This window comes from Acinetobacter haemolyticus CIP 64.3 = MTCC 9819 (assembly GCF_000369065.1).
Classification (GTDB): Bacteria; Pseudomonadota; Gammaproteobacteria; order Pseudomonadales; family Moraxellaceae; genus Acinetobacter; species Acinetobacter haemolyticus.
The window spans coordinates 357,069-378,783 of sequence record NZ_KB849812.1; the positions used below are offsets into that span (position 1 = coordinate 357,069).

General features: G+C 40.7%; 19 protein-coding genes. 6 read left to right on the plus strand and 13 right to left on the minus strand.

Annotated features, from left to right (window positions below):
- The first annotated feature begins 180 nt into the window (after nucleotides 1–180).
- Nucleotides 181–1,104, plus strand: a complete 924-nt coding sequence (gene omp33-36 / locus F927_RS15825) for a porin Omp33-36 (RefSeq protein WP_257787227.1) — start codon at nucleotides 181–183, stop codon at nucleotides 1,102–1,104.
- 119 nt (nucleotides 1,105–1,223) lie between these two features.
- Here omp33-36 and F927_RS15830 read toward each other — a convergent pair whose 3' ends face one another.
- On the minus strand, nucleotides 1,224–1,877 hold the full coding sequence (locus F927_RS15830; RefSeq protein WP_005087158.1) for a response regulator: 654 nt from the start codon (nucleotides 1,875–1,877) through the stop codon (nucleotides 1,224–1,226).
- A 350-nt stretch (nucleotides 1,878–2,227) separates the two neighbouring features.
- On the opposite strand from F927_RS15830, the gene msuE reads away from it, so the two are divergent.
- Nucleotides 2,228–2,968: an FMN reductase gene (gene msuE / locus F927_RS15835; RefSeq protein WP_004641499.1), complete on the plus strand. Its 741-nt coding sequence runs from the start codon at nucleotides 2,228–2,230 to the stop codon at nucleotides 2,966–2,968.
- Nucleotides 2,969–2,991: 23 nt separating this feature from the next.
- On the plus strand, nucleotides 2,992–4,098 hold the full coding sequence (gene sfnG / locus F927_RS15840) for a dimethylsulfone monooxygenase SfnG (protein ID WP_005087160.1): 1,107 nt from the start codon (nucleotides 2,992–2,994) through the stop codon (nucleotides 4,096–4,098).
- 84 nt (nucleotides 4,099–4,182) lie between these two features.
- Here sfnG and acs read toward each other — a convergent pair whose 3' ends face one another.
- The gene (gene acs, locus F927_RS15845; protein ID WP_005087161.1) at nucleotides 4,183–6,141 is read right to left on the minus strand and encodes an acetate--CoA ligase; all 1,959 of its coding nucleotides are present in this window, start codon (nucleotides 6,139–6,141) and stop codon (nucleotides 4,183–4,185) included.
- Nucleotides 6,142–6,589: 448 nt separating this feature from the next.
- Between acs and F927_RS15850 the strand changes: the two genes are divergently transcribed.
- Nucleotides 6,590–7,579: a mechanosensitive ion channel family protein gene (locus F927_RS15850; RefSeq protein WP_004641509.1), complete on the plus strand. Its 990-nt coding sequence runs from the start codon at nucleotides 6,590–6,592 to the stop codon at nucleotides 7,577–7,579.
- On the opposite strand, the gene F927_RS15855 is transcribed toward F927_RS15850, so the two are convergent.
- From F927_RS15855 to prfB, 5 genes are all read right to left on the minus strand, one after another.
- A complete protein-coding gene (locus F927_RS15855) occupies nucleotides 7,559–8,269 on the minus strand; it encodes a 16S rRNA (uracil(1498)-N(3))-methyltransferase (protein ID WP_004641510.1) in 711 nt (236 codons plus the stop codon). The genes F927_RS15850 and F927_RS15855 overlap by 21 nt on opposite strands.
- Complete coding sequence (locus F927_RS15860; protein WP_005087165.1) at nucleotides 8,266–9,585, minus strand: 3-deoxy-D-manno-octulosonic acid transferase; 1,320 nt, start codon at nucleotides 9,583–9,585, stop codon at nucleotides 8,266–8,268. The genes F927_RS15855 and F927_RS15860 overlap by 4 nt, the downstream gene beginning before the upstream one ends.
- Nucleotides 9,586–9,714: 129 nt before the next feature.
- The gene (locus F927_RS15865; protein WP_005087167.1) at nucleotides 9,715–10,779 is read right to left on the minus strand and encodes an alkene reductase; all 1,065 of its coding nucleotides are present in this window, start codon (nucleotides 10,777–10,779) and stop codon (nucleotides 9,715–9,717) included.
- A 55-nt stretch (nucleotides 10,780–10,834) separates the two neighbouring features.
- Nucleotides 10,835–11,137, minus strand: a complete 303-nt coding sequence (locus F927_RS15870) for an ArsR/SmtB family transcription factor (protein WP_005403396.1) — start codon at nucleotides 11,135–11,137, stop codon at nucleotides 10,835–10,837.
- A 275-nt stretch (nucleotides 11,138–11,412) separates the two neighbouring features.
- A protein-coding gene (gene prfB, locus F927_RS15875; protein WP_100222739.1) for a peptide chain release factor 2 occupies nucleotides 11,413–12,508 on the minus strand; the annotation gives its coding sequence in 2 pieces (ribosomal slippage) (nucleotides 11,413–12,435 and nucleotides 12,437–12,508; 1,095 coding nt in all).
- A gap of 410 nt (nucleotides 12,509–12,918) precedes the next feature.
- On the opposite strand from prfB, the gene F927_RS15880 reads away from it, so the two are divergent.
- Nucleotides 12,919–13,701 carry a putative porin gene (locus tag F927_RS15880; RefSeq protein ID WP_004641522.1) on the plus strand — a complete coding sequence of 261 codons (783 nt, stop codon included), beginning with the start codon at nucleotides 12,919–12,921 and terminating at the stop codon, nucleotides 13,699–13,701.
- Between the two features lie 264 nt (nucleotides 13,702–13,965).
- Nucleotides 13,966–14,886: a putative porin gene (locus F927_RS15885; RefSeq protein ID WP_005087169.1), complete on the plus strand. Its 921-nt coding sequence runs from the start codon at nucleotides 13,966–13,968 to the stop codon at nucleotides 14,884–14,886.
- 47 nt (nucleotides 14,887–14,933) lie between these two features.
- Here F927_RS15885 and recJ read toward each other — a convergent pair whose 3' ends face one another.
- From recJ to F927_RS15915, 6 genes are all read right to left on the minus strand, one after another.
- Nucleotides 14,934–16,634 (minus strand): single-stranded-DNA-specific exonuclease RecJ, encoded by a 1,701-nt coding sequence (gene recJ, locus F927_RS15890; RefSeq protein ID WP_005087173.1) that lies wholly within the window; start codon nucleotides 16,632–16,634, stop codon nucleotides 14,934–14,936.
- On the minus strand, nucleotides 16,635–17,291 hold the full coding sequence (gene pdxH / locus F927_RS15895) for a pyridoxamine 5'-phosphate oxidase (RefSeq protein ID WP_004641528.1): 657 nt from the start codon (nucleotides 17,289–17,291) through the stop codon (nucleotides 16,635–16,637).
- A 12-nt stretch (nucleotides 17,292–17,303) separates the two neighbouring features.
- On the minus strand, nucleotides 17,304–18,641 hold the full coding sequence (gene glmM, locus F927_RS15900) for a phosphoglucosamine mutase (protein ID WP_005087175.1): 1,338 nt from the start codon (nucleotides 18,639–18,641) through the stop codon (nucleotides 17,304–17,306).
- A 126-nt stretch (nucleotides 18,642–18,767) separates the two neighbouring features.
- Entirely contained in the window at nucleotides 18,768–20,234 is a 1,467-nt protein-coding gene (gene guaB, locus F927_RS15905) for an IMP dehydrogenase (RefSeq protein ID WP_004641532.1), read from the minus strand.
- Between the two features lie 139 nt (nucleotides 20,235–20,373).
- Entirely contained in the window at nucleotides 20,374–20,739 is a 366-nt protein-coding gene (locus F927_RS15910) for a YkgJ family cysteine cluster protein (protein ID WP_017394460.1), read from the minus strand.
- A 124-nt stretch (nucleotides 20,740–20,863) separates the two neighbouring features.
- Nucleotides 20,864–21,670 carry an oxygen-binding di-iron domain-containing protein gene (locus F927_RS15915; protein ID WP_004641535.1) on the minus strand — a complete coding sequence of 269 codons (807 nt, stop codon included), beginning with the start codon at nucleotides 21,668–21,670 and terminating at the stop codon, nucleotides 20,864–20,866.
- Nucleotides 21,671–21,715 lie beyond the last annotated feature (45 nt).

Here is a 21,715-nt window from a genome sequence, read left to right on the forward strand (position 1 = left end):
AACTGTTAGTTATATATTTTCTTTCAGGTTGACAAGAAATGATGCTTTTGTTTGATTTTTAATCAACCTATTGTACTGATTTTACCCTTGGTCGAGTAATTCGATTTATGACATTGACAACATACTTTGTTACAATACAATGACTCCAACTTAACTCAATCACTGTTAAAGCTGGAAATTATTATGAAAAAACTCGGTTTAGCCACTGCTTTATTATTAGCCATGACCGGTGCCAACGCTTACCAAGTAGAAGTTCAAGGTCAATCTGAATTCATCAACGCAACTGATGCAAATGACAAAGACTTTACTGGTGCTGGCCAAGCAACTTATTACTTCAAAGATGTAGACGCTTCTAAAGGTCCTTTAGCTGAAGCTGCGTTCTTAAACCAAGCTTCTAATGTTTCTGCAGCATATAGCTTTGCAAAATTAAGCGGCGATGAAGTTGTAACATCTAAAACCCAATCTTATGGTGCTAAAGGTGAAGCTTATATTCCAACACCTTACCTACCAGTATATACAAGCGCATCTTATAGCCACACTAAATCTAAAAGTGATGATGAGCGAGACAATGGTGACCGCTTCGCATTAGAAGTAGGTACTATGCTTACACCTAACTTCTTAGTTGCTGTTGGTTATACTAACATTGCTGACCAATTTGCTTTAGATGCTAACAGCGTACTTTCTAGTGGTATTGCTAAATCATTTGCTCAACCATTAGTTATTGGTGAAGACCAAGACGCAATCACTGCACGTACTAAATACGTTGGTAACATCGACGGTACAAACATGGCTGTAGGTTTCGAAGCAGGTCTTGTTTATGGCGATACAACCGCTTATGAATTAAAAACTGACTTCTATGTAACACCTAAGTTAAGCGTTGGTGCTTCTTATGCAGAAGTAAGTGCAAGCTCTAACCAAGCAAATGACAAATTCTCTCCAATCAAATCAGCTTGGGGTGCAAATGTAAATTACTTCATCACTCCAGCGATTGCTGTTGGTGCAAGCTACGTAAATGCAAATGCGAAAAGCTTCCTAGATGAAGATGCTGAAACTGTAAACTTAGATACGCAAACTATCGGCTTAAACGCGAAGTTCCGTTTCTAATTTTGGATTTTGGTTCTTTCTATAGAACATATGATTCATAATAAAAAAACCAGTTCTTTTGAACTGGTTTTTTTATGCAACGATTTGCAGAGTAAATTGATAATAACTGAAAAATAAAATCAGGAAATTTTCTTCTCATCAATATTTAACGCACTGATTGCTAAAACAGCTTGGGTACGATTCTGCACGCCCAATTTACGGAAAATCGCCGTCACATGTGCTTTAATTGTTGCCTCAGAGACATCAAGCTCATAAGCAATTTGTTTATTTAACAAGCCTTCAGCAACCATCATAAGTACGCGAAATTGCTGCGGTGTTAAGGACTGCAAGCGTTCTGCCAAAGCGGTTTCATCTGCTGCTCTTGGATCAAAGCTCGAATGCGTCGGTAAATTTGGAGGGAGCCAGATTTCGCCTTCTAAAACATGCTTGATAGCTTCACCAATATGACTTGGATGAGATGATTTTGGGATATATCCCATTGCCCCATGTGCAATGGCACGTTGAATAATCGAAACCTCTTCATGTGCTGAGACCACAATAATTGGAATCGCAGGATATTGCGCTCGCACATAAACCAGAGCAGAAAAACCCGATGCACCAGGCAGGTTTAAATCAAGCAAAACTAAATCAGGTTCAGCACCATGCTCTAAACGCTTATAAAACTCATCTACATCAGCCGTTTCTTGAATCTGCGCTTGTGGCAAACTGTAACGCACCGCTTGAATTAAAGCGTGTCTAAAGAGAGGGTGATCATCTACAATTAAAATATTCATAAGCGCTATAAGCAATCTGCTGTTTTAGTACGTCACTGTACGGTGTTTATTAAAATTAACCTATCTAAGCCTATTTTTAAATAAACCATTGGTCAAGCACTCTGACATTTTTTCTTTCTTTTTCCAGTAAAATAAATCATATATTTGTATAAATCATCACGATGATGGTTCGATCTTAAAAATTTTGAATAGAAACATAAAATTAAATCATCGTAAATTTACGATTTTGTATGCTTATGCGATATATCTTTAAATCAGATAAGCTTGCAGCATTTCCTTATTTTACAGCACGACATCAGACGTAGATAAATAAAAGCCATTCGTAATGAACTTTTATTTAGGCAATGTCTATGTCCAATCGTAATACTGTTTCTACTCCGCTCAACATCGTTGCCGTTTCAGGTGGCCTGAATAGTCCATCAAAAACAGAAAGTCTCGTTCAAGCAATTCTTGATGAGCTTGCAGAAGCAACGCAGATCAAAGTCCATTTTGTAAAACTCAGTGAAATCGGACCTTTATTAGGTGGTGCAATCTATCGCAACCAATTACCACAACGTGTACAAGATGATTTGGCTGCGGTAGAGGCTGCAGATGCATTAATTGTTGGAACACCTGTTTATCGTGCTTCGTTTACAGGGCTATTTAAACACTTTTTTGATTTCGTTGAACAAACTGCCTTAGTTGATGTTCCTGTACTATTGGCTGCTTCGGGTGGTAGCGACCGCCATGCTTTGGTACTCGAGCATCAACTACGTCCTTTGTTTAGCTTTTTCCAAGCGCAAACCTTACCAATCGGTGTATACGCGACAGATCGTGATTTCACACCAGCGTACACGGTCAATAGTGAGCAATTGTCTGATCGCATCACCTTAGCTGTTGCCCGCGCCTTACCTATTCTGGAATGGGCGCCTGCCAAGGGACAACGCGCAGCAGTCATCAAAGCCAAAACTGAGCAGGCCAATCAGAACTTGGGGATCAACAAGCAAATTGAACAAGCAGAGGTTTTACCATCAGCGGCTGTTCCAGACCTCGATGCCGCTGAATCTCGCTTACACCCCAAACCTACAAAAAATTTAACCCACGTCGCTTAGAAGACTATTTAGAGGGTAAAAAAATGACTATTTCTTCATCTGCAATTAAATTTGCGTATTGGGTTCCCAATGTCAGTGGCGGACTTGTGGTTAGTAACATCGAACAACGCACTGATTGGAGCTATGACTACAATATCCGTTTAGCACAAACCGCAGAAAAAAATGGGTTTGAATACGCGCTCACCCAAATCCGTTTTACCGCGGGCTATGGTGCAGAAAATCAACATGAATCGGTGAGCTTTAGTCATGCTTTGTTGGCAAAAACAGAGAAACTCAAAGTCATCGCAGCAATTCTGCCGGGTCCATGGAAACCTGCACTTGCAGCGAAGCAACTCGCGACCATTGACTATTTAACCCAAGGTCGCATCGCAATCAATGTTGTGAGTGGTTGGTTTCGTGGAGAGTTTGATGCAATCGGTGAGCCTTGGCCTGAGCATGATCAACGTTATGTTCGCTCTGAAGAGTTTATTCGGACACTCAAAGGTATTTGGACTACAGACAATTATAGCTTTGAAGGTAAATACTACCAGTTTCAAAACTACACGCTAAAACCAAAACCTTTGCAAAAACCTTATATTGAGGTCTTTCAAGGCGGCAGCTCCCGCGCAGCTCGTGATATGGCAGCTCGTGTCTCAGATTGGTATTTCACCAATGGCAATAGCGTCGCAGAGATCAAAAAGCAAATCGATGATGTACGTGCCAAAGCAAAACTCGAAAATCGCCAAGTGAAAATCGGAGTGAATGCTTTTATTATCGCCCGAGATACAGAGCAAGAAGCCCATGCTGTGCTAAATGAAATCATCGCTAAGGCAAATGTAGAGGCAGTCAATGCCTTTGGTGATGCAACACGTGAGGCAGGGGCCGCAGCGCCAGAACAAGAAGGAAATTGGGCTAAATCAAGCTTTGATGATCTTGTGCAATACAATGATGGCTTTAAAACCAATTTGATTGGTACACCACAGCAAATTGCTGAACGAATTGTAGCTTTAAAACAGGTCGGTGTAGATCTGATCCTGTCAGGTTTTCTACATTTTATTGAGGAGGTGGAATATTTTGGTGAAAAAGTATTACCGCTGGTACGGCAATTAGAACAACAACGATTGTCTCATGTTACTGCAAAATCAGCTTGAGTTTCCTTCATTTTTGAATAAGAAGAAAAATAAAGATAAAGGCGCAAAATTACCCCCAAGACTCGGCTTGGGGGCTTTTTAAGTTCAACCTTCTGCACTACTCACTTCTGGGTAAACCGTTGCGATTAACGCATCTACCACGGCTGGCTCAGCAAGCGTTGAAGTATCACCTAAGCTATCCAGTTCATTTGCTGCAATCTTTCTCAAGATACGGCGCATGATTTTACCTGAGCGTGTTTTTGGTAAAGCAGGTGCCCAATGCAAGGCATCTGGCGTTGCCACTGGCCCAAGAACTTTACGTACCCAATTGACCAACTCCTTACGCAACTCTTCAGACTCTGACACATCTGCTTGTAAGGTTACAAAGGTACAAATTCCCTGCCCCTTAATGTCATGTGGCATACCAACAACAGCAGCTTCTGCAACCGCTTCATGGGCAACCAATGCACTTTCAATTTCAGCAGTCCCTAGACGATGTCCGGAAACATTAAGTACATCATCAACACGACCTGTGATCCAATAGTATCCGTCTTCATCACGACGTGCACCATCGCCAGTGAAATAACAGTTCTTGAAAGTTGAAAAATAGGCTTCAATAAAGCGCTGCGGATCACCCCAAATCGTGCGCATTTGACCCGGCCAAGAATCCTTGATCACTAGGTTCCCTTCATTCGCACCTTCAAGTGGGTTACCTTCCCCATCAACCAATGCAGGTTGTACACCAAACATTGGACGTGTTGCCGAACCCGGTTTTAAAGCGGTTGCACCCGGTAACGGTGAAATCAAAATACCACCTGTTTCCGTCTGCCACCATGTATCGACAATCGGGCAGCGTCCTTCACCAACCACTTCGTGATACCAGTTCCATGCTTCAGGATTAATTGGCTCGCCGACTGAACCGAGTAAACGTAAGCTACTACGATCACTCTCACGAACATAAGCATCGCCCTCACGCATCATGGCACGGATGGCAGTTGGTGCTGTATATAAAATCGTGACATTATGCTTATCAATCACATGACCAATACGCGCCCATGTTGGGTATTGAGGAATCCCCTCAAACATGACCGTGGTGGTTGCATTACAAAGTGGACCATACAATAAATAGCTGTGTCCTGTAATCCAGCCAACATCTGCTGTACACCAATACACATCATCTTCTTTGAGATCAAAAACCTCTCTAAATGTGGTGTTGACATAGACCAGATAACCACCCGTTGTATGTAACACACCCTTCGGCTTACCTGTTGAACCTGATGTATAGAGAATAAATAACGGATCCTCTGCCTTCATTGGTTCAGGTGGACAATGCTCGTCAACTTCCATGATTTCGAGGTGATACCATAAATCACGTGCTTCATTGAATTGGATCGGGTTGCCTGTACGGTGAACCACAATCACATGTTCTACACTTTCCGTACCCTGAATTTCTAAAGCGGCATCCACATTTTCTTTCAATGGAATTAACTTACCACCACGCATGCCAGCATCCGCAGTAATGACTAATTTTGCTTGACTGTCTTCAATACGGCTTGCCAGTGAATCAGGTGAAAATCCGCCAAAAACGACGCAATGCACAGCACCAATGCGGGCACAAGCCAACATCGCAATTGCTGCTTCAGGGACCATTGGCATATATAAAACAACGCGGTCGCCTTTGCTAATACCCTGTTTCTTTAATACATTTGCAAAACGACAAACCTCATCATGCAACTCAGCAAACGAGATGATCTTGTGACGTGAAGGATGGTCACCTTCCCAAATGATCGCTGGCTTTAATGCATTATCTTTTAAATGACGGTCTAAGCAATTTGCTGATACGTTTAGTTCACCATCGGCAAACCATTCGATTTTAAAATTCGCGGGGTCAAAATTTGTATTTTTGACTTGAGTAAAAGGTTTAATCCAATCAATATTTTGTGCTTCTTCTTCCCAAAAAGCATCAGGCTGCTCAATAGAGTATTGATAACGATTGAAATAGTCTGCTTCCGAGATCCTTGCCGTTTCTTTAAATTTTTCAGGCACTGGGTAGATTTCTTTCATAACTTACTTCCTTGGTCTTTTATCTCATACCTTAGATGTACTCATCTATTTCTTTGGTATGTCTGTGCTCATTTGCAGTATGGCGATCATCTATAAGGGTAAACAATGCGGCTTTGGTCGTAGGGATTCGCTACAGATCCAATCACCTAAATGTATAAAGTCCCTCAAAATAATTTAAATATTAACCGCTTGTCGATGTTTTTTATTTTCAAAAAAGATCATTGTTTTGATCATTGACCAGTAATCTACAGACCAAAGTATAAAAATAAACCGATAAAAATGTTTATTTTTGACAACAAATCTTCCAACAATCATCATAAACGATCATGCCCGATTCGGTATAAAATAAAACCATATCATGACAAACCAATTTCTCATGCGTGCCCAATATAAATTGATTATGATGGCGCACCTGATTCCTCCCTCACCGTGAAATAGAGATCTTACCTTGGCAAACGAACAAATCACCTTAACAAGTGTCGCCAAAGATACAGGCACATTGATCCAACAAGCTGGCAGCAAAACAACCGAAACAGTCCTAGCGCATACGGAAAAATATCAAGATGCATACAGTGCTATCGATAAAATGATCTATGCGTTTTGGGATCGTATCCCCTATATCGGTCTTGCGATTATTGTTTTTGTGATTTTTTGGCTACTCACAAAACTATTCAAAGTTTTTGTGAATAAAACACTCAGTAATCGTTCTTATGCACGACAAAACTTGGTTCTGGTATTACATCGTGTCGGTAGCACTTTCATTCTATTTTTTGGCTTCTTGATTGCTTTGGTGATCGCGATTCCTGGGTTTACACCGAGCCAGCTCATTGGAGCTTTAGGGATCGGCTCAGTCGCGATTGGTTTTGCTTTTAAGGATATTTTTCAGAACTTACTTTCTGGCGTACTCATCTTATTGGGTGAACCATTTCGCATAGGGGATGCCATCATCGTCAATGGCATGGAAGGTACTGTAGAGGATATTCAAATTCGCGCCACCTTCTTACGCTCTTACGATGGTCGTCGAATTGTGATTCCAAATGCGACGGTTTATACCAGTGCCGTAACGGTAAATACGGCTTATCAACAACGCCGCTGTGAGTTTGTCGTTGGCATTGGTTATGATGATGATGAACAGAAAGCGAAACAAATTGTCTTGGACATTTTAAACAATGACCGTAATGTGTTAAGCCAACCAAAATTTTCAGTCAATGTAACAGCACTGGCAGACTTCTCAGTTAACTTAACTGTTCGTTGGTGGATTGATACCACAGAAACCGATATTTTATCATCGACAAGCTCAATCCAAGCTCAAGTAAAACAAGCATTTAATGCTCAAGATATTAATATTCCATACCCAATCCAAGAACTCAAAGTTCAGGCAAATCAAGCCGCACAATTGCCAACAGTGATGCAGCCTTCAGATAAACAGCCGTCCTAAGATATGTGCTACTGCTGTTTCTGTGCGTAAGATTCGGTTGCCTAAGCATACTGCTTGGCAACCATTTTTTTGCATCAATTCAATCTCATATGGAATGAATCCTCCCTCAGGTCCAACGATCACACTACATCGATGTTGAATCGCATGAGGCATAACCGCTTCAGCATAAGGATGTGCGACATATGCAGCGGCCTCAGTCGTGATAAAGCAAGGCAAGATATCTTCAACAAAAGGCTTGAACCGCTTATACAATTGAATCTCAGGAGCAATCGGATCGCCGGCTTGTTCTAAGCCAAGCGTTACATAATCATCCAATTGTTGCAAAAACGGCGTTTGCCAATAGCTTTTATCGACTCGATAACTATGGATTAAACTGATCCGTTCCACCCCCAAAGTCACAGCATCCATCACCATACGGCGCAACACTTTAGGACGAGGTAAAGCCAAAATCAGATGGACTGGTAATTTTTCAGGAATTGCCTCAACTCGAATCGGTTTAACAATGATTCTTTGTTCTGAAACATACAACACTTCTGTTAAATAACGCTGCTCATTGCGAACACCTATTTTCAATGTGTCGCCAACACTTAATTGCAGATGTTGTTGTAAATGTTTTAATTGACGTGGGTTGTCGATTAACCATTGATCAGCACTAGCCGTTAGATGTGGCTCCAATAAAACCATATTCATGACAAATCAGTTTGCTTCAAATAATGATCAAGTAATTGAATATGCTTTTGCAACGAACCTTGATTACGCTGTAACACCACTTGAGCCTGTTCGATTAACTGCTGACGTTGCGTTGAATCATTCAAACAATTGAGAAGTTGTGCCGTAACCTGCTCAGCATTCTCGCCAATCAAAATCGCCCGCTCTGCAACAAACTCATCCACGATCGTTTGGAAATTAAAATAACGGGGACCAATCACCGTTGGGACATCTAAAACCATCGGCTCTAGAATGTTATGCCCACCACCTGGTTCATTCAATGATCCACCTACAAAACAGGCTTGACTCAAGGCATACCACAACCACATTTCGCCCATACTATCAGCCAAAAAAACTTGCGTATCTGCTTGAATCATTTGCTTAAGACTACGACGTTGCGTATTTAAATTTAAACTTTGGCAAGCCTTATACACTTCCTCGAAACGCTCTGGATGACGAGGAACAACGATACAAAGTAGATGAGGATTTGAATTTAAATATTGCTGTAATTGTTTAAGTAAATTTTCTTCCTCAGGGGCATGCGTACTGGCTAAAGTGATAATTTGCCGCCCAAGTAAATTCCAGTCTTGTTTTAATTGTTCTGCTTGCTCGACAAACTGCTGGGGAGCAGTAATATCAAATTTTATATTTCCTACGACCTGACTTTTTGTTCGATCCAGACCTAACTCAATATAGCGTTGTTGGGTAGCTTTATCTTGTGCCAACAGCCAAGTCAGCTGTTGTAACATCGGTCGAGTTAAACGACTCACTTTTCCATAGCCTTTGGCTGATTTTTCCGAAAGGCGTGCATTGAGCAAAATACAGGGAATTTGTTGTTGTCTTGCTTCAGCAATTAAGTTCGGCCAAATTTCAGTTTCAACCAAAGCCAAGAATTTTGGTTGATATAACTCAAAAAACTGTTTGAGTAATGACTTTTGATCAACGGGTAAGTAAACCGCCTGAAATAAATCAAGATAAGGCGCTTTTAAAAAAAGTGATTTTGCTCGAGCTTGACCTGTCTTGGTGGTATTGGTGACCAGTACTGGATGACCTAATTTTAAATAATGCTCAATCAAAGGCTGTGCAGCATTGGTTTCACCGACAGAAACCACATGAAACCAAATGGTCGCTAAATTTTTTGGTGGCTGGAAGGGACCAAACCGCTCCACACATTCTTGCTGATACAGCGCATCACTTTCTGCACGTTGTTTTATTTTCCAACGATATAAGGGTTTGAGACAGGTCAATAAAAAATTATACCAAAATGGTGTTTGCTGTACTGCGTTTTGCTGCGCCATCCTAGACCATATTTCACGATTTAATATGTGCTTATTATGCGGAATTTCAATAAAAAACTCATGCCATTTTTGTTGATTCTGTTAAGACGATTTAACAACCATTAATGACATGAGTGTTCGAATAGAAGCTTATGCTTCTAGTTTTTCAAATACAGGATAATCCGTATATCCCTCTGCACCATCAGCATATAAAGTTTGAAAGTTTACCTGATTTAAAGGTAAATCATATTGTAAACGCTCGAATAGATCTGGATTGGCAATATACGCTAAACCAAATGCCACAGCATCCGCTTGCCCAGTCGCCAAAATGCGTTTTGCTGATGCAGGTGTTAATTTTTCGTTGGCAATCCAAGTACCTTTGAATTTAGGACGCAATTTTGGCATTAAACTGTCTTCTGCTTCATATTCACGCGTGAAAATGAATGCAACATGACGTTGCTCTAACTGCTCCACCACATAACCAAAGGTTGCCAATGGATTTTCATCCCCCATATCGTGCGAATCAGCACGTGGTGCTAAATGTACACCGACACGACCTGCACCCCACACTTCAATAAAGGCGTCCACGACCTGTAATAACAAACGTGCACGGTTTTCGATAGAACCGCCATACTCGTCATCACGTGTATTGGTCTTACTTTGCAAGAATTGATCGATCAAATAACCATTGGCTGCATGTAGCTCCACCCCATCAAAACCTGCTGCTTTGGCTTGTTCAGCAGCATGTTTATATTCCGCTACGATTTCTTGAATTTCTTCATGTGATAAAGCACGAGGCGTGACGAAAGGACGTTTTGGACGAAGTAAACTCACTTCACCAGCAGGTTGAATTGCACTTGGTGCAACAGGTGTATCGCCATCCAATAGGTCAGGATGCGAAATACGGCCCACATGCCAAAGTTGAACAACTATTTTTGAACCTTGTGCATGTACGGCATCAACAATCTTGTGCCAAGCTTGAGCTTGTTCTTGTGACCATAGACCTGGTGTCTTGGCATATCCCACGGCCTTAGGACTAATCACCGTTGCTTCAGTAATAATTAAACCCGCATTCGCACGTTGTTGGTAATATTCCACCATCAAATCATTTGGAATACGTTCTTCACCACTACGTGCACGGGTTAATGGAGCTAAAACCAAACGGTTTTTAATTGTAAAATCACCTACTTGTAAGGTAGAGCTTAATTCTGCCATGATCGCCTCAACTTCACTATGAACCGAAGCTTAAAGACCAAGTCTTGACTCACGGCTATAGTGTTTGTTTTAAATGTTCGATGTATTGCTGAATCAAAGCTTCATTACGTGTGAAGTATGACCATTGCCCATATTTTTCAACTTTAATCAAACCCGCTTGCTGTAATACAGACAAGTGATTCGACATCGTCGATTGCGCAACTTTGCCTAAACGTTCGATGTGTCCTGCACATACACCGCGTTCAAAACTGCCACCACATTCTTGTACAGGTAAAAATTGCTCAGGCTCTTTTAACCATTGCAAGATCTGTCGACGTAATGGATTGGCTAAGGCCTTGCTTATAACATCAATATCCATAGACTCACCATGTTTCTCAACAGGCAAAGCTTTGTTCAGCACCTAGAATCAGTATATCGAATTTTATAAATATTAATATCTATTTTTTTCGATATTAATATCATATTTTTCCGATTAACCTTAAGGTACTGAACGAGATTGCCGTTCTGAATTTCTTTATACCCCTCCTTTTGCTCTCTCAGAATACTGAGAAAGTTCATCTCTTCAAAAGAGAGGACACTCGATTAAACCATCGAAGACGTCTCCCTCTTTTAAGAAGTGATTGAGAGAGGTTCTTATAAACCTTGTTTCAAACTCGCTTCAATGAACTTATCTAAGTCACCGTCTAGCACAGCTTTAGTGTTGGAATTCTCCACACCAGTCCGTAAGTCTTTAATTCGTGAATCATCCAAGACATAAGAGCGAATTTGACTTCCCCAACCAATATCAGACTTCGAATCTTCCAATGCTTGTGCAGCTTCATTACGCTTGCTCATCTCTAACTCATAGAGTTTGGCACGTAATTGCTTCCATGCATGGTCACGGTTCGCGTGCTGCGAACGCTGGTTCTGACACGCCACCACAATTCCTGTCGGAGCATGCGTTAAACGCACCGCAGAATCGGTTTTGTTAATATGCTGACCACCTGCACCCGAAGCACGATAGGTATCAGTACGAACGTCAGAAGGATTAATATCAATTTCGATATTGTCATCAATCTCAGGTGAAATGAATACCGCAGAAAATGAAGTATGGCGGTTATTGTTACTGTCAAATGGCGATTTACGTACTAAACGATGCACACCACTTTCAGTACGTAACCAACCATAAGCAAACTCACCATCGACACGAATTGTTGCTGATTTAATACCCGCAACATCACCATCTGAAACTTCCATCAACTCGGCCTTAAAGCCATGACGTTCGATCCAACGTAAATACATACGCAATAGCATAGACGCCCAATCCTGTGCTTCTGTTCCGCCAGAACCTGACTGAATTTCAAGGAAGCATGGATTCGGATCCATGGGATTGCTAAACATGCGACGGAATTCTAGATTACCTAAAGCTTGTTCTGCACTGTCCAACTCAGCTTGTACATCGAGCAATAGACTTTCATCATCAGCTTCAACAGCCAAATCAAGCATTGCTTTTGCATCATCAAGCTGTTCAGCAAGACGATCAAACACTCCAATGGTATTTTCTAAACTGCCCTTTTCTTTAGCGATGGCTTGAGCACGGTTTTGATCGTTCCAAATCGCAGGGTCTTCTAATTCTCTTAAAACTTCTTCTAAACGCTCAACTTTTAGATCGTAGTCAAAGATACCCCCGTAGTGTTTGGCTACGATCAGATAAATCTTTCAATTGAACTAAATACGGATTAATTTCCACGTGTGTTTTCTCACAAAAATTTTTCACTCAATTTGATATTTTAACATAACTGATATAGCCGACACAGCCTCTATCAGGTGAGAGCAATAATTGCGAAACAAGATCAACATCAACATTTTTTCTTATCGGTTTTATAACTCTCAAACGACACATTTAGCGACAATAGTGTTCAATAATTACACGAAGAATACCTAAACACACAATCCATCCTATGTTTTAATAAATCAAAACATTAATTTTTTACAATTAAAATCAATATCTTAAATAAACAAACTTACAATACATTTACATTTGTACCATCTGATTACTGACGAAGGATTGACGCATACTCGTTTTAGCCTAGACTGGAAGTTGTAACAAAACATGTAATCGAAATTTCATTTGGTTCATTATCTCAAAGGGGCATAACCATGAAAAAATTAGCAATTGCATCAGCACTTTTATCTGTATTTGCAGTAACAGGCACTGCTCATGCGTATCAAGCTGAAGTTGGGGCATCTGTAGGTTATATCGACCCTGACAAAGGTAGTTCAGGCAGTGACTTCGCGATTAATGGTAAATACTATTTCAATCCTGTACAAACTCGTAACGCGCCACTTGCTGAAGCAGCATTTTTAGATCGTGCAAGTAACGTTAGCGCTGAAGCAGTTTGGAAAGACAAAGGTGATACTGATGACAATACCTATGGTGTTGGCGTCGAGTACTTTGTTCCTAACTCAGATTTTTATGTCAGTGGTGATGTTAGCCGTAATATCTTGAAGCTAAATCATGCACGTGATATCAAAACTACTTATTACAGTGCTGAAGTTGGTTATTTACCAGCACCAGGTTTCTTAGTTGCTGTGGGCGCGAAAGGCTATGACAACAAGTTTGACGATGGTGTTGATCCAACTATTCGTGCGAAATATGTGACTCAAGTCGGCGGTAATGACATCAACTTAGAAGCTGGTGCAGCATTCGGTGACTTAGATGAGTTTAACCTAGCAGCGGATTACTACATCGATAAAACATTCAGTGTTGGTGCTGATTACTACGACAATGATCTCTCTAAACAACGTGAATTTGGTGTGAATGCGCGTAAATTCTTCAACCAACAAATGAGTTTAGAAGGACGTATTGGTTTCGGTAAAGACAGAACCGTTGCTAAAAATGACTACAATACATTTGGTGTTGCAGCAAAATATCGCTTCTAATGTAATTACTAAAATAGACGTTTTCGTCTAATACATAATCGCTCTGAAATAGGAATATTTCAGGGCGATTTTTATATACATAATTTCAACCAAATCAGAATAACAATCCAACTTCCCTAAAAGCATAAATGTCTTTTTTAAACGATAAATATATAATCGATTTGACCATTCATTTAATAATTGACGTATGGTTTTTTTTCACTAAACTACCCCGTGCAACACAATATTAATAAATGACTTATTTTAATAAGGGGTTATCAATCAATGAAAAAACTTAGTCTAATTACAGCGCTTTTATCCTCATTCATTGGTTTTAATGCAAATGCATATCAAGCAGAAGTAACTGGTGCTTATGAATATACATACATTAAAGACAGTGAATTGGATAGTCATCGAGTTAATACAGTTTCTGTCGCAGGAAAATATTATTTTAATCCAGTCCAAACTCGCAATGCCCCATTAGCAGAAGCGGCTTTTTTAGATAAAGCTTCCAATATTGGATTAGGCTACACTTATGCCAAAGAATCTGGTCAATATCCAATTACAAACATCATTGGAACACTACTTGCAGATGTAGATTTTAAACAAGAATTTAATAGCTTAGGTATCAATGGTGAATTCTTTATTCCCAACACTCAATTTTATATTGCTGGTAGTCTCCATAGAACTGAGATAGACGCAACACTTAAAGCATTAGGATATTCCTATAAATTTGCGAGTGATGATGGTAATGGTTACTCTATTGAAGCAGGTTTTTTACCAATTAACGGCCTATTATTCGCAGTTGGTCTAACAGATTTGTCAAAAAGTTTCGATCCGATCCAAGCAGCAAAATACGGTTATATTACAACTTACGTAAATGCAGCGACTGTTTCAGGTGAAGATGACGATAAAGCAGTGACCCTTCGTGCGAAATATGTTTCCGAAATTGCTGGTTACTATACTAACTTTGAAGCTCAGAGTTATATAGGAGATGAAACTACTTACCGCTTAGCTGCTGATCTTTATTTAGATCCAACATTGAGTGTCGGTATTTCAATTGCTGACTCAACTGCTGATGAATCAGATAGTATTTTTAGCATTCGTGCACAAAAATTCTTTACACCACAAGTTGCTGTAAGTGTTGGATATACAACGATTGATGGTGCAAACTCATATGGCATCAACGGAACATTCCGCTTTTAATTCGCCATACGCACAATAAAAAAACCGCTCAATATTGATCGGTTTTTTTATTGTTTTAAATAAGTGACTTGCAATTGCAGACTGGTACTTCCATTAAATACATTGCGCTCTAAACTATAGACTAAATCGACATACCCTAGCATTGGGTTAAATTCGAAACGATCTATTGCGTTAAAAGCAATCGCGTCAATTGAGTGTGACCCTACTGCCAATTTCAGTTTTAAATGCTGATCTTTAAGCCAACGATAATCAACCACTTGGAATCGTCCTTCAAACTGCGGCAAAGGAAATTTTTGTCCCCAAGGTCCAAGCTGCTCAATCCAATCCAAAGAGCTTAAATGCAAAGCTGAATCATCTAACTCTCCATCGGTCCATAAGGTGGCTTGAAATAAATCAGAATCCATCTCAGCGATCATTTGAGTAAAAACGCTTTTAAACTCATCAAAATGTTCTTTCCTAAGCGTTAAACCTGCTGCTGCTGCATGACCACCAAAATGGCTCAGTAGATCTGGACGCTGTTCTGCCACGGATTCAATCATATCTCGGATATGAATGCCATCAATAGAACGCGCAGAACCTTTGATGTGTATCCCATCTTCATCAGGTGCAAATACCAAACTTGGGCGATAAAACTGTTCTTTAAGTCGCCCAGCGACAATACCAATCACCCCTTGATGCCATTGTTCATCAAACATCACTAATGCTGGCGGTATTTGCTCAGCTGTTAATTGGATATGTTGCAAGGCAGAAAGTGCTTGTTGCTTCATCTCCGTTTCAACTTGCCGGCGCTCAAGATTTAATTGATTGAGCTGCTGTGCGATTGGATAAGCGGTTTGCATATCGTTTGCAAGTAAACATTCAATGCCGATTCGCATGCTTTCCATACGCCCTGCGGCATTAATACGAGGCCCAAGGACAAAACCTAAATCTTGTGCGCGTAAACTCGCAGCATCACGTCCCGCAATATCTAATAGCGCTAAAATTCCCACACGACATTGATGCTGCTGAATCCGTTTCAGTCCCGCATCAATCAATATACGATTGTTGTAATCCAATGTTGCAACATCAGCATAGGTTCCCAATGCCACGAGGTCTAAATATTGAGTGACTTTACAGCTACTTTTTCCATACTGAGCACGGTGACTGGCTAATTTTGCCAATACATAAAAAGCAACACCTACCCCAGCCAAAGCTTTACTTGGGAAATCACATCCAAGTTGATTTGGATTGACTACTGCTTCAGCAGCAGGTGTAGCTTTAGTTGTGAGATGGTGATCGGTAATAATCACCTGCATACCTAAAGCTTGTGCTGTTTCCACCCCTGCATGACTGGAAATACCATTATCGACCGTGATCAGCAAATCAGGCTGATAACTCTGCTTTGCCAATTCCGCAATTTTGGGCGTGAGCCCATAACCATACTTAAAGCGATCAGGGACTAAATACTCTACTCTTGCCCCCATTTCTTGTAGAACCAAAACCATTAATGCAGTGCTGGTTGCCCCATCCGCATCATAGTCACCGATAATCACTATTTGCTTTTGTTGATCAATCGCTTGATCAATCAATTCAACTGCGGCATCGATCCCTTTTAAAGTAGGGGGCAATAAATGTTTTAGCTTGAGTTCAAGTTCTTGCTCTGATTGAACACCTCGTCTTGCTAATATCTCAGCAATAAACGAAGGCACGCCCTGAAACTGTTCAGGGCGTGTAAGCAAAGGTCTTTGTTGAATTTTTATCTGTGTCATTTATGGCATCAAACGTTGTATAACCCATTGCCCATCCTGTTTTTCATAACTCAAGCGGTCATGTAAACGATTTGGACGCCCTTGCCAAAACTCATAATAGTCAGCAATTAAACGATAACCGCCCCAAAAATCAGGTTTAGTGAGTTCACCGTGTTCACCCACTTGCTGCTGTAAGTCATAAAAACGCTGCTGTAACTCTTCTCGACTCGCAATTCTACCGCTTTGTGGGGTGCTGATATGCGCGGCGATTTGACTATCGCGGGGGCGCTTTAAATAATACTCAGTTGATTCATGTTCAGAGATCTTGATCACTTGACCACTGATACGAACTTGGCGCTCTAAACTTGGCCAGTAAAATAACAACTCAGCAAATGGATTTTCAGCAAGGTCTATCCCTTTTTGGCTGTCATAATTGGTATAAAAATCATAGCCTGCTTCTGTCGCACCACGTAATAATACAGTCCGTACATGTGGGCGACCTTGTGCATTTGCAGTGGCCAAAGACATCGTATACGGCTCATGTAAATGTGCCGCCAAAGCATGATTAAACCAATTCAAGAATTGCAGGTGAGGATGATCGCTGATCTGTGCTTCATGCAACTCACCTTGTTCATAACTTAATCGTAATTCACTCAGATCCTTAATCACATCACTCATTGGTATTCTCTCTTAAGCAACTTGAGCTTGCGCACGCACAGCATCCGCTAAACGGTTTGCTAACGCTTCAACTTCAGGTAAGTCATCACCTTCAACCATTACACGAATGACTGGCTCGGTGCCTGATTTACGAATTAATAAGCGTCCACGACCTTTCAACTGTTGTTCTGCTTTTTCAAACTCTTCAACTAAAGAAGGAATTGAATATGGATCAATCATTTGTTGTAAACGGACATTGACTAATACTTGCGGAAATAGCTCAAAACCATCTACTAACTCATGTAAGGCTTTACCTTGTTCAACCATGACTGTAAGTACTTGCAGAGCTGCAATAATTGCATCACCCGTGGTACTTTTATCTAAGGTTAAAATATGCCCAGATGGTTCTCCACCAATACTCCAACTCTGCTCCTCAAGGGCTTGCAATACATAGCGGTCACCCACTTTTGCACGGACAAATCCAACATTGGCTTTATCTAACGCAAGCTCAAGTGCCATATTGCTCATCACTGTTCCAACCACACCTTCTGGCTTATGGTTGGCTTGTGTTGCAAGAATATAAAGAATATGGTCTCCATCAATGAGATTGCCATTTTTATCCACCATTACGACACGATCGGCATCACCATCAAAAGCAATACCAAGATCTGCTTGATGCTCAACTACCGCTTTTTGTAAATGCTCTGGATGTGTAGAGCCACAGTTTTCATTGATATTTAAACCATCAGGATCATTAAATAGTGGAATAACTTTGGCACCTAACTCGCGGAACACTGATGGTCCAACACTGTAGGCTGCACCATTGGCACAATCCACGACAATTTTTAAATTATGTAGGTTGAAATGATATGGGAAAGTTGATTTGCAGAATTCGATATAGCGACCATTGGCATCTTTTACACGAACACTTTTACCTAAGTTCGCTGTATCATCAATAAGCAAATCTTGTTCAAGCTCTTGATTAATTTGATCTTGTATATTATCAGGAAGTTTCTTACCTTCACTTGAGAAGAACTTAATCCCGTTATCAAAATAAGGATTATGTGAAGCAGAGATCACAATGCCCGCGTGTGCATGCAGAGCACGAGTAAGGTGTGCAATTGCTGGCGTCGGTAATGGACCAAGCAAATGCACATACACGCCAGCCGCATTTAAACCCGCTTGTAATGCAGCTTCTAAAATATACCCTGATAAACGTGTATCTTTCCCCAAGACCACAATTGGCTTATTTTTTGGGCTATTACGTTTTAATACTTTTCCTGCAGCAAAACCCAATTTTAAAGCAAATTCTGGCGTAATCGGCAATTGTCCAAATTTGCCTCGAATTCCATCAGTACCAAAATAACTCATTTTCTACTCACTTTCTTATCGTAATATGACGCTAAGCCACATCATTTATCATCTATTTCACTTTACACTAAAACAAAAAAACCGTCAGCGAACTGACGGTTTTTCCAGCGACAAAATTACCAAAAATCAACCAACACGGTAGTTTGGCGCTTCTTTAGTAATCGTCACGTCATGTACATGTGATTCAGACATACCTGCTGAAGTAATTTTTACAAATTTCGCATTTTGACGAAGATCTTCAATCGCAGCTGAACCCGTATAACCCATAGATGAACGTAAACCGCCCATCATTTGATGTACGATGTTACCCATTGGACCTTTATAAGGAACACGACCTTCAATACCTTCTGGTACTAATTTTTCAGCACTTGCTTTTGAGTCTTGGAAATAGCGGTCAGCAGAACCAGTCGCGCCTGCCATTGCACCCAATGAACCCATGCCACGATAGGCTTTATAGTAACGACCTTGGAAAAACTCAACTTCACCTGGTGCTTCTTCAGTACCAGCAAGTAGTGAACCTACCATGATCGTGCTTGCACCTGCGCCAATCGCCTTCGCCATATCACCAGAGAAACGAATACCCCCATCCGCAATCAAAGGAATTTGATCTTTCAAGGCATTTGCAACACTATCAATGGCAGAAATTTGTGGCATACCAATACCAGCAACAATACGCGTGGTACAAATAGAACCTGGACCGATACCTACTTTTACAGCATCTGCACCCGCATCAAGTAATGCCAATGCCGCATCACCTGTTGCGATATTACCGCCAATCACTTGAACTTGTGGGTAATTCGCTTTTACCCAACGTACGCGCTCAATGACGCCAGCAGAATGACCATGTGCTGTATCAACAACAATCGCATCTACACCTGCATCGACCAATGCTTCTACACGGCTTGGTGTCTCAGCACCTGTACCAACTGCTGCACCTACACGTAAACGACCGAGTTCATCTTTACAGCTATTCGGGTAGCTTTCTGCTTTACGGAAGTCAGTCACCGTAATTAAGCCTTTAAGTTCGTTGTTTTCACCAACAACTAAAACTTTTTCAATACGATGCTTTTGTAGCAATGCTTGGATATTTTCTTTCGACTCGCCTTCACGTACAGTGACTAAGCGATCTTGACCTGTCATGATATTACTAACAGGTTGCTCTAGATTCGTTTCAAAACGTGTATCACGTCCTGTCACAATACCGACAACTTTGCCGTCCTTAACCACAGGTACACCGCTAATATTATTTGCTTGTGTAATTGCAATCAGTTCACGAACCGTCGTTTCTGGTGTTACTGTGATTGGATCTTTCACCATTCCAGCTTCAAATTTTTTCACACGGCGTACTTCAGCGGCTTGCGCTGCGATATCCATGTTTTTATGCAAAATACCAATACCACCATTTTGCGCCATTGCAATCGCCATACGTGACTCAGTCACTGTATCCATTGCAGCCGAAACGAGAGGGATATTGAGTTGAATTCCGCGAGTTAAACGTGTCTTTAAGGAGACATCTTTTGGGAGAACAGTTGAGTAGGCAGGAAGTAATAAGACATCATCGAAGGTTAGCGCTTCTTGAACGATGGTCAGCATAACAATCTCACTGGTAAATTCCGTGAGCTATTATAAACAAATTTCACAGTGAATTTCATTTTCTAGGATGAAATAATTTCAGAAAAACCGTTACCATCACATTTCCCTGTTTTTCGAATTCAGTTTCACAGACTTTTAATCAACCCACCTGATCATAATCTTCATTATTTGCAGCATCTTGTTCTTCAATTTGAATCAAAGGAATCATATTGTGTGCAAGTCGAGCTTTATGACAATGTCCATCACCAACCTGTACTTCTCGGCAGGTTGAGCTACGCACCGCATAAATTGAACAACTCACCTGCTGTCCAACCACGCCTTCTAAAGCAATACATCTAACCTGAGTTTGATTTGTTCCTTTCATGCATGAATAAACAGCTGTGAGCGGCTCAATCATCTCACTTGGCATGACTTCAGCCTCAGCCCAATAAAACGATACACGGTAATGCGCACAACATGCGCCACAATGGACACATGTTTCAGAGGTCATAATTTGAGACAACATTTTTGTTAAAATTCTCGTTATCAAAATAAAACTCTTTAAAACGCGAATCCTAAAAAAACTTATCTACAAAAACAAGAGAGATGAACCCTATTTTTTGTATTCGACCGTCATATTTATCCTATGTTTAAGCGATTTCTGTGGGCATACTAAAGACATATTCATTCATCAGGTCAACACCACATTCCAGCGTTTCAATCCAATCTAGAAATTGCTCAATCATTTCTTTTCCAACAAAGGCTGTGCCGTGTTGCGGGACAATCATTTCTAAATCCATCTGACGTACCATATTAACCCATAATCGGATCACTTTATTTGAGCACATATAGCGTTGGTGAAAACCTTTCATTTTCTTAGTATGCGCTTCAAAATCTGCAATCGGCACACTCGCATCATCTACTATCGATGCTCCCATATCACCAGAAAATAAGATTTTTGCTGTCGGATCATAAAACTGGAAATTACCGACAGAATGTAAGAAATGTGCAGGTACTGCGACAATCGAGGACTGCCCTAAAGGAATAACTTGTCCCGTATCAGACAGCTCGATCAGTCGCTCTTCCCAATTTCCCTTCATACGATCACTCATAAATGCTGAATTGAGATGCGGTAGAAAACGTGCCCACAACTTTGATGCGACAACTTTGGCATCGGTATAGACCAACCAACGAGGCATCGAGGTAATAATGTCTGGGTCCTGATGAGAAGCCATCACATAATCAAGATTTTTCAGTTTGGTGTAGCGATTAAGCTCCATGGTTAAAGGCACATATGTGAGATCACCGCCTGGATCTAAAACCGCAGCTCGCTCATGGTCAATAATCAAAAATTGATTTGCTTGAATGCCTTCCCCTTTCACCAAACTGGTAAAACTAATGCATTTATGCGTACCATTATCAAATAATATCTGTGATGTTGTCCGTTCAAAACTCATAGAAACCCCAAAAAATCTTTTAAATATGAATTATTTTAATTCCAT

Excerpts from the sequence above, each read along its gene's own strand:
- F927_RS15830 (WP_005087158.1), bottom strand. The coding sequence starts at position 1,877 with ATGAATATTTTAATTGTAGATGATCACCCTCTCTTTAGACACGCTTTA.
- msuE (WP_004641499.1), top strand. The coding sequence starts at position 2,228 with ATGTCCAATCGTAATACTGTTTCTACTCCGCTCAACATCGTTGCCGTT.
- sfnG (WP_005087160.1), top strand. The coding sequence starts at position 2,992 with ATGACTATTTCTTCATCTGCAATTAAATTTGCGTATTGGGTTCCCAAT.
- acs (WP_005087161.1), bottom strand. The coding sequence starts at position 6,141 with ATGAAAGAAATCTACCCAGTGCCTGAAAAATTTAAAGAAACGGCAAGG.
- F927_RS15855 (WP_004641510.1), bottom strand. The coding sequence starts at position 8,269 with ATGAATATGGTTTTATTGGAGCCACATCTAACGGCTAGTGCTGATCAA.
- F927_RS15860 (WP_005087165.1), bottom strand. The coding sequence starts at position 9,585 with ATGGCGCAGCAAAACGCAGTACAGCAAACACCATTTTGGTATAATTTT.
- F927_RS15865 (WP_005087167.1), bottom strand. The coding sequence starts at position 10,779 with ATGGCAGAATTAAGCTCTACCTTACAAGTAGGTGATTTTACAATTAAA.
- F927_RS15870 (WP_005403396.1), bottom strand. The coding sequence starts at position 11,137 with ATGGATATTGATGTTATAAGCAAGGCCTTAGCCAATCCATTACGTCGA.
- F927_RS15880 (WP_004641522.1), top strand. The coding sequence starts at position 12,919 with ATGAAAAAATTAGCAATTGCATCAGCACTTTTATCTGTATTTGCAGTA.
- F927_RS15885 (WP_005087169.1), top strand. The coding sequence starts at position 13,966 with ATGAAAAAACTTAGTCTAATTACAGCGCTTTTATCCTCATTCATTGGT.
- recJ (WP_005087173.1), bottom strand. The coding sequence starts at position 16,634 with ATGACACAGATAAAAATTCAACAAAGACCTTTGCTTACACGCCCTGAA.
- pdxH (WP_004641528.1), bottom strand. The coding sequence starts at position 17,291 with ATGAGTGATGTGATTAAGGATCTGAGTGAATTACGATTAAGTTATGAA.
- glmM (WP_005087175.1), bottom strand. The coding sequence starts at position 18,641 with ATGAGTTATTTTGGTACTGATGGAATTCGAGGCAAATTTGGACAATTG.
- guaB (WP_004641532.1), bottom strand. The coding sequence starts at position 20,234 with ATGCTGACCATCGTTCAAGAAGCGCTAACCTTCGATGATGTCTTATTA.
- F927_RS15910 (WP_017394460.1), bottom strand. The coding sequence starts at position 20,739 with ATGTTGTCTCAAATTATGACCTCTGAAACATGTGTCCATTGTGGCGCA.
- F927_RS15915 (WP_004641535.1), bottom strand. The coding sequence starts at position 21,670 with ATGAGTTTTGAACGGACAACATCACAGATATTATTTGATAATGGTACG.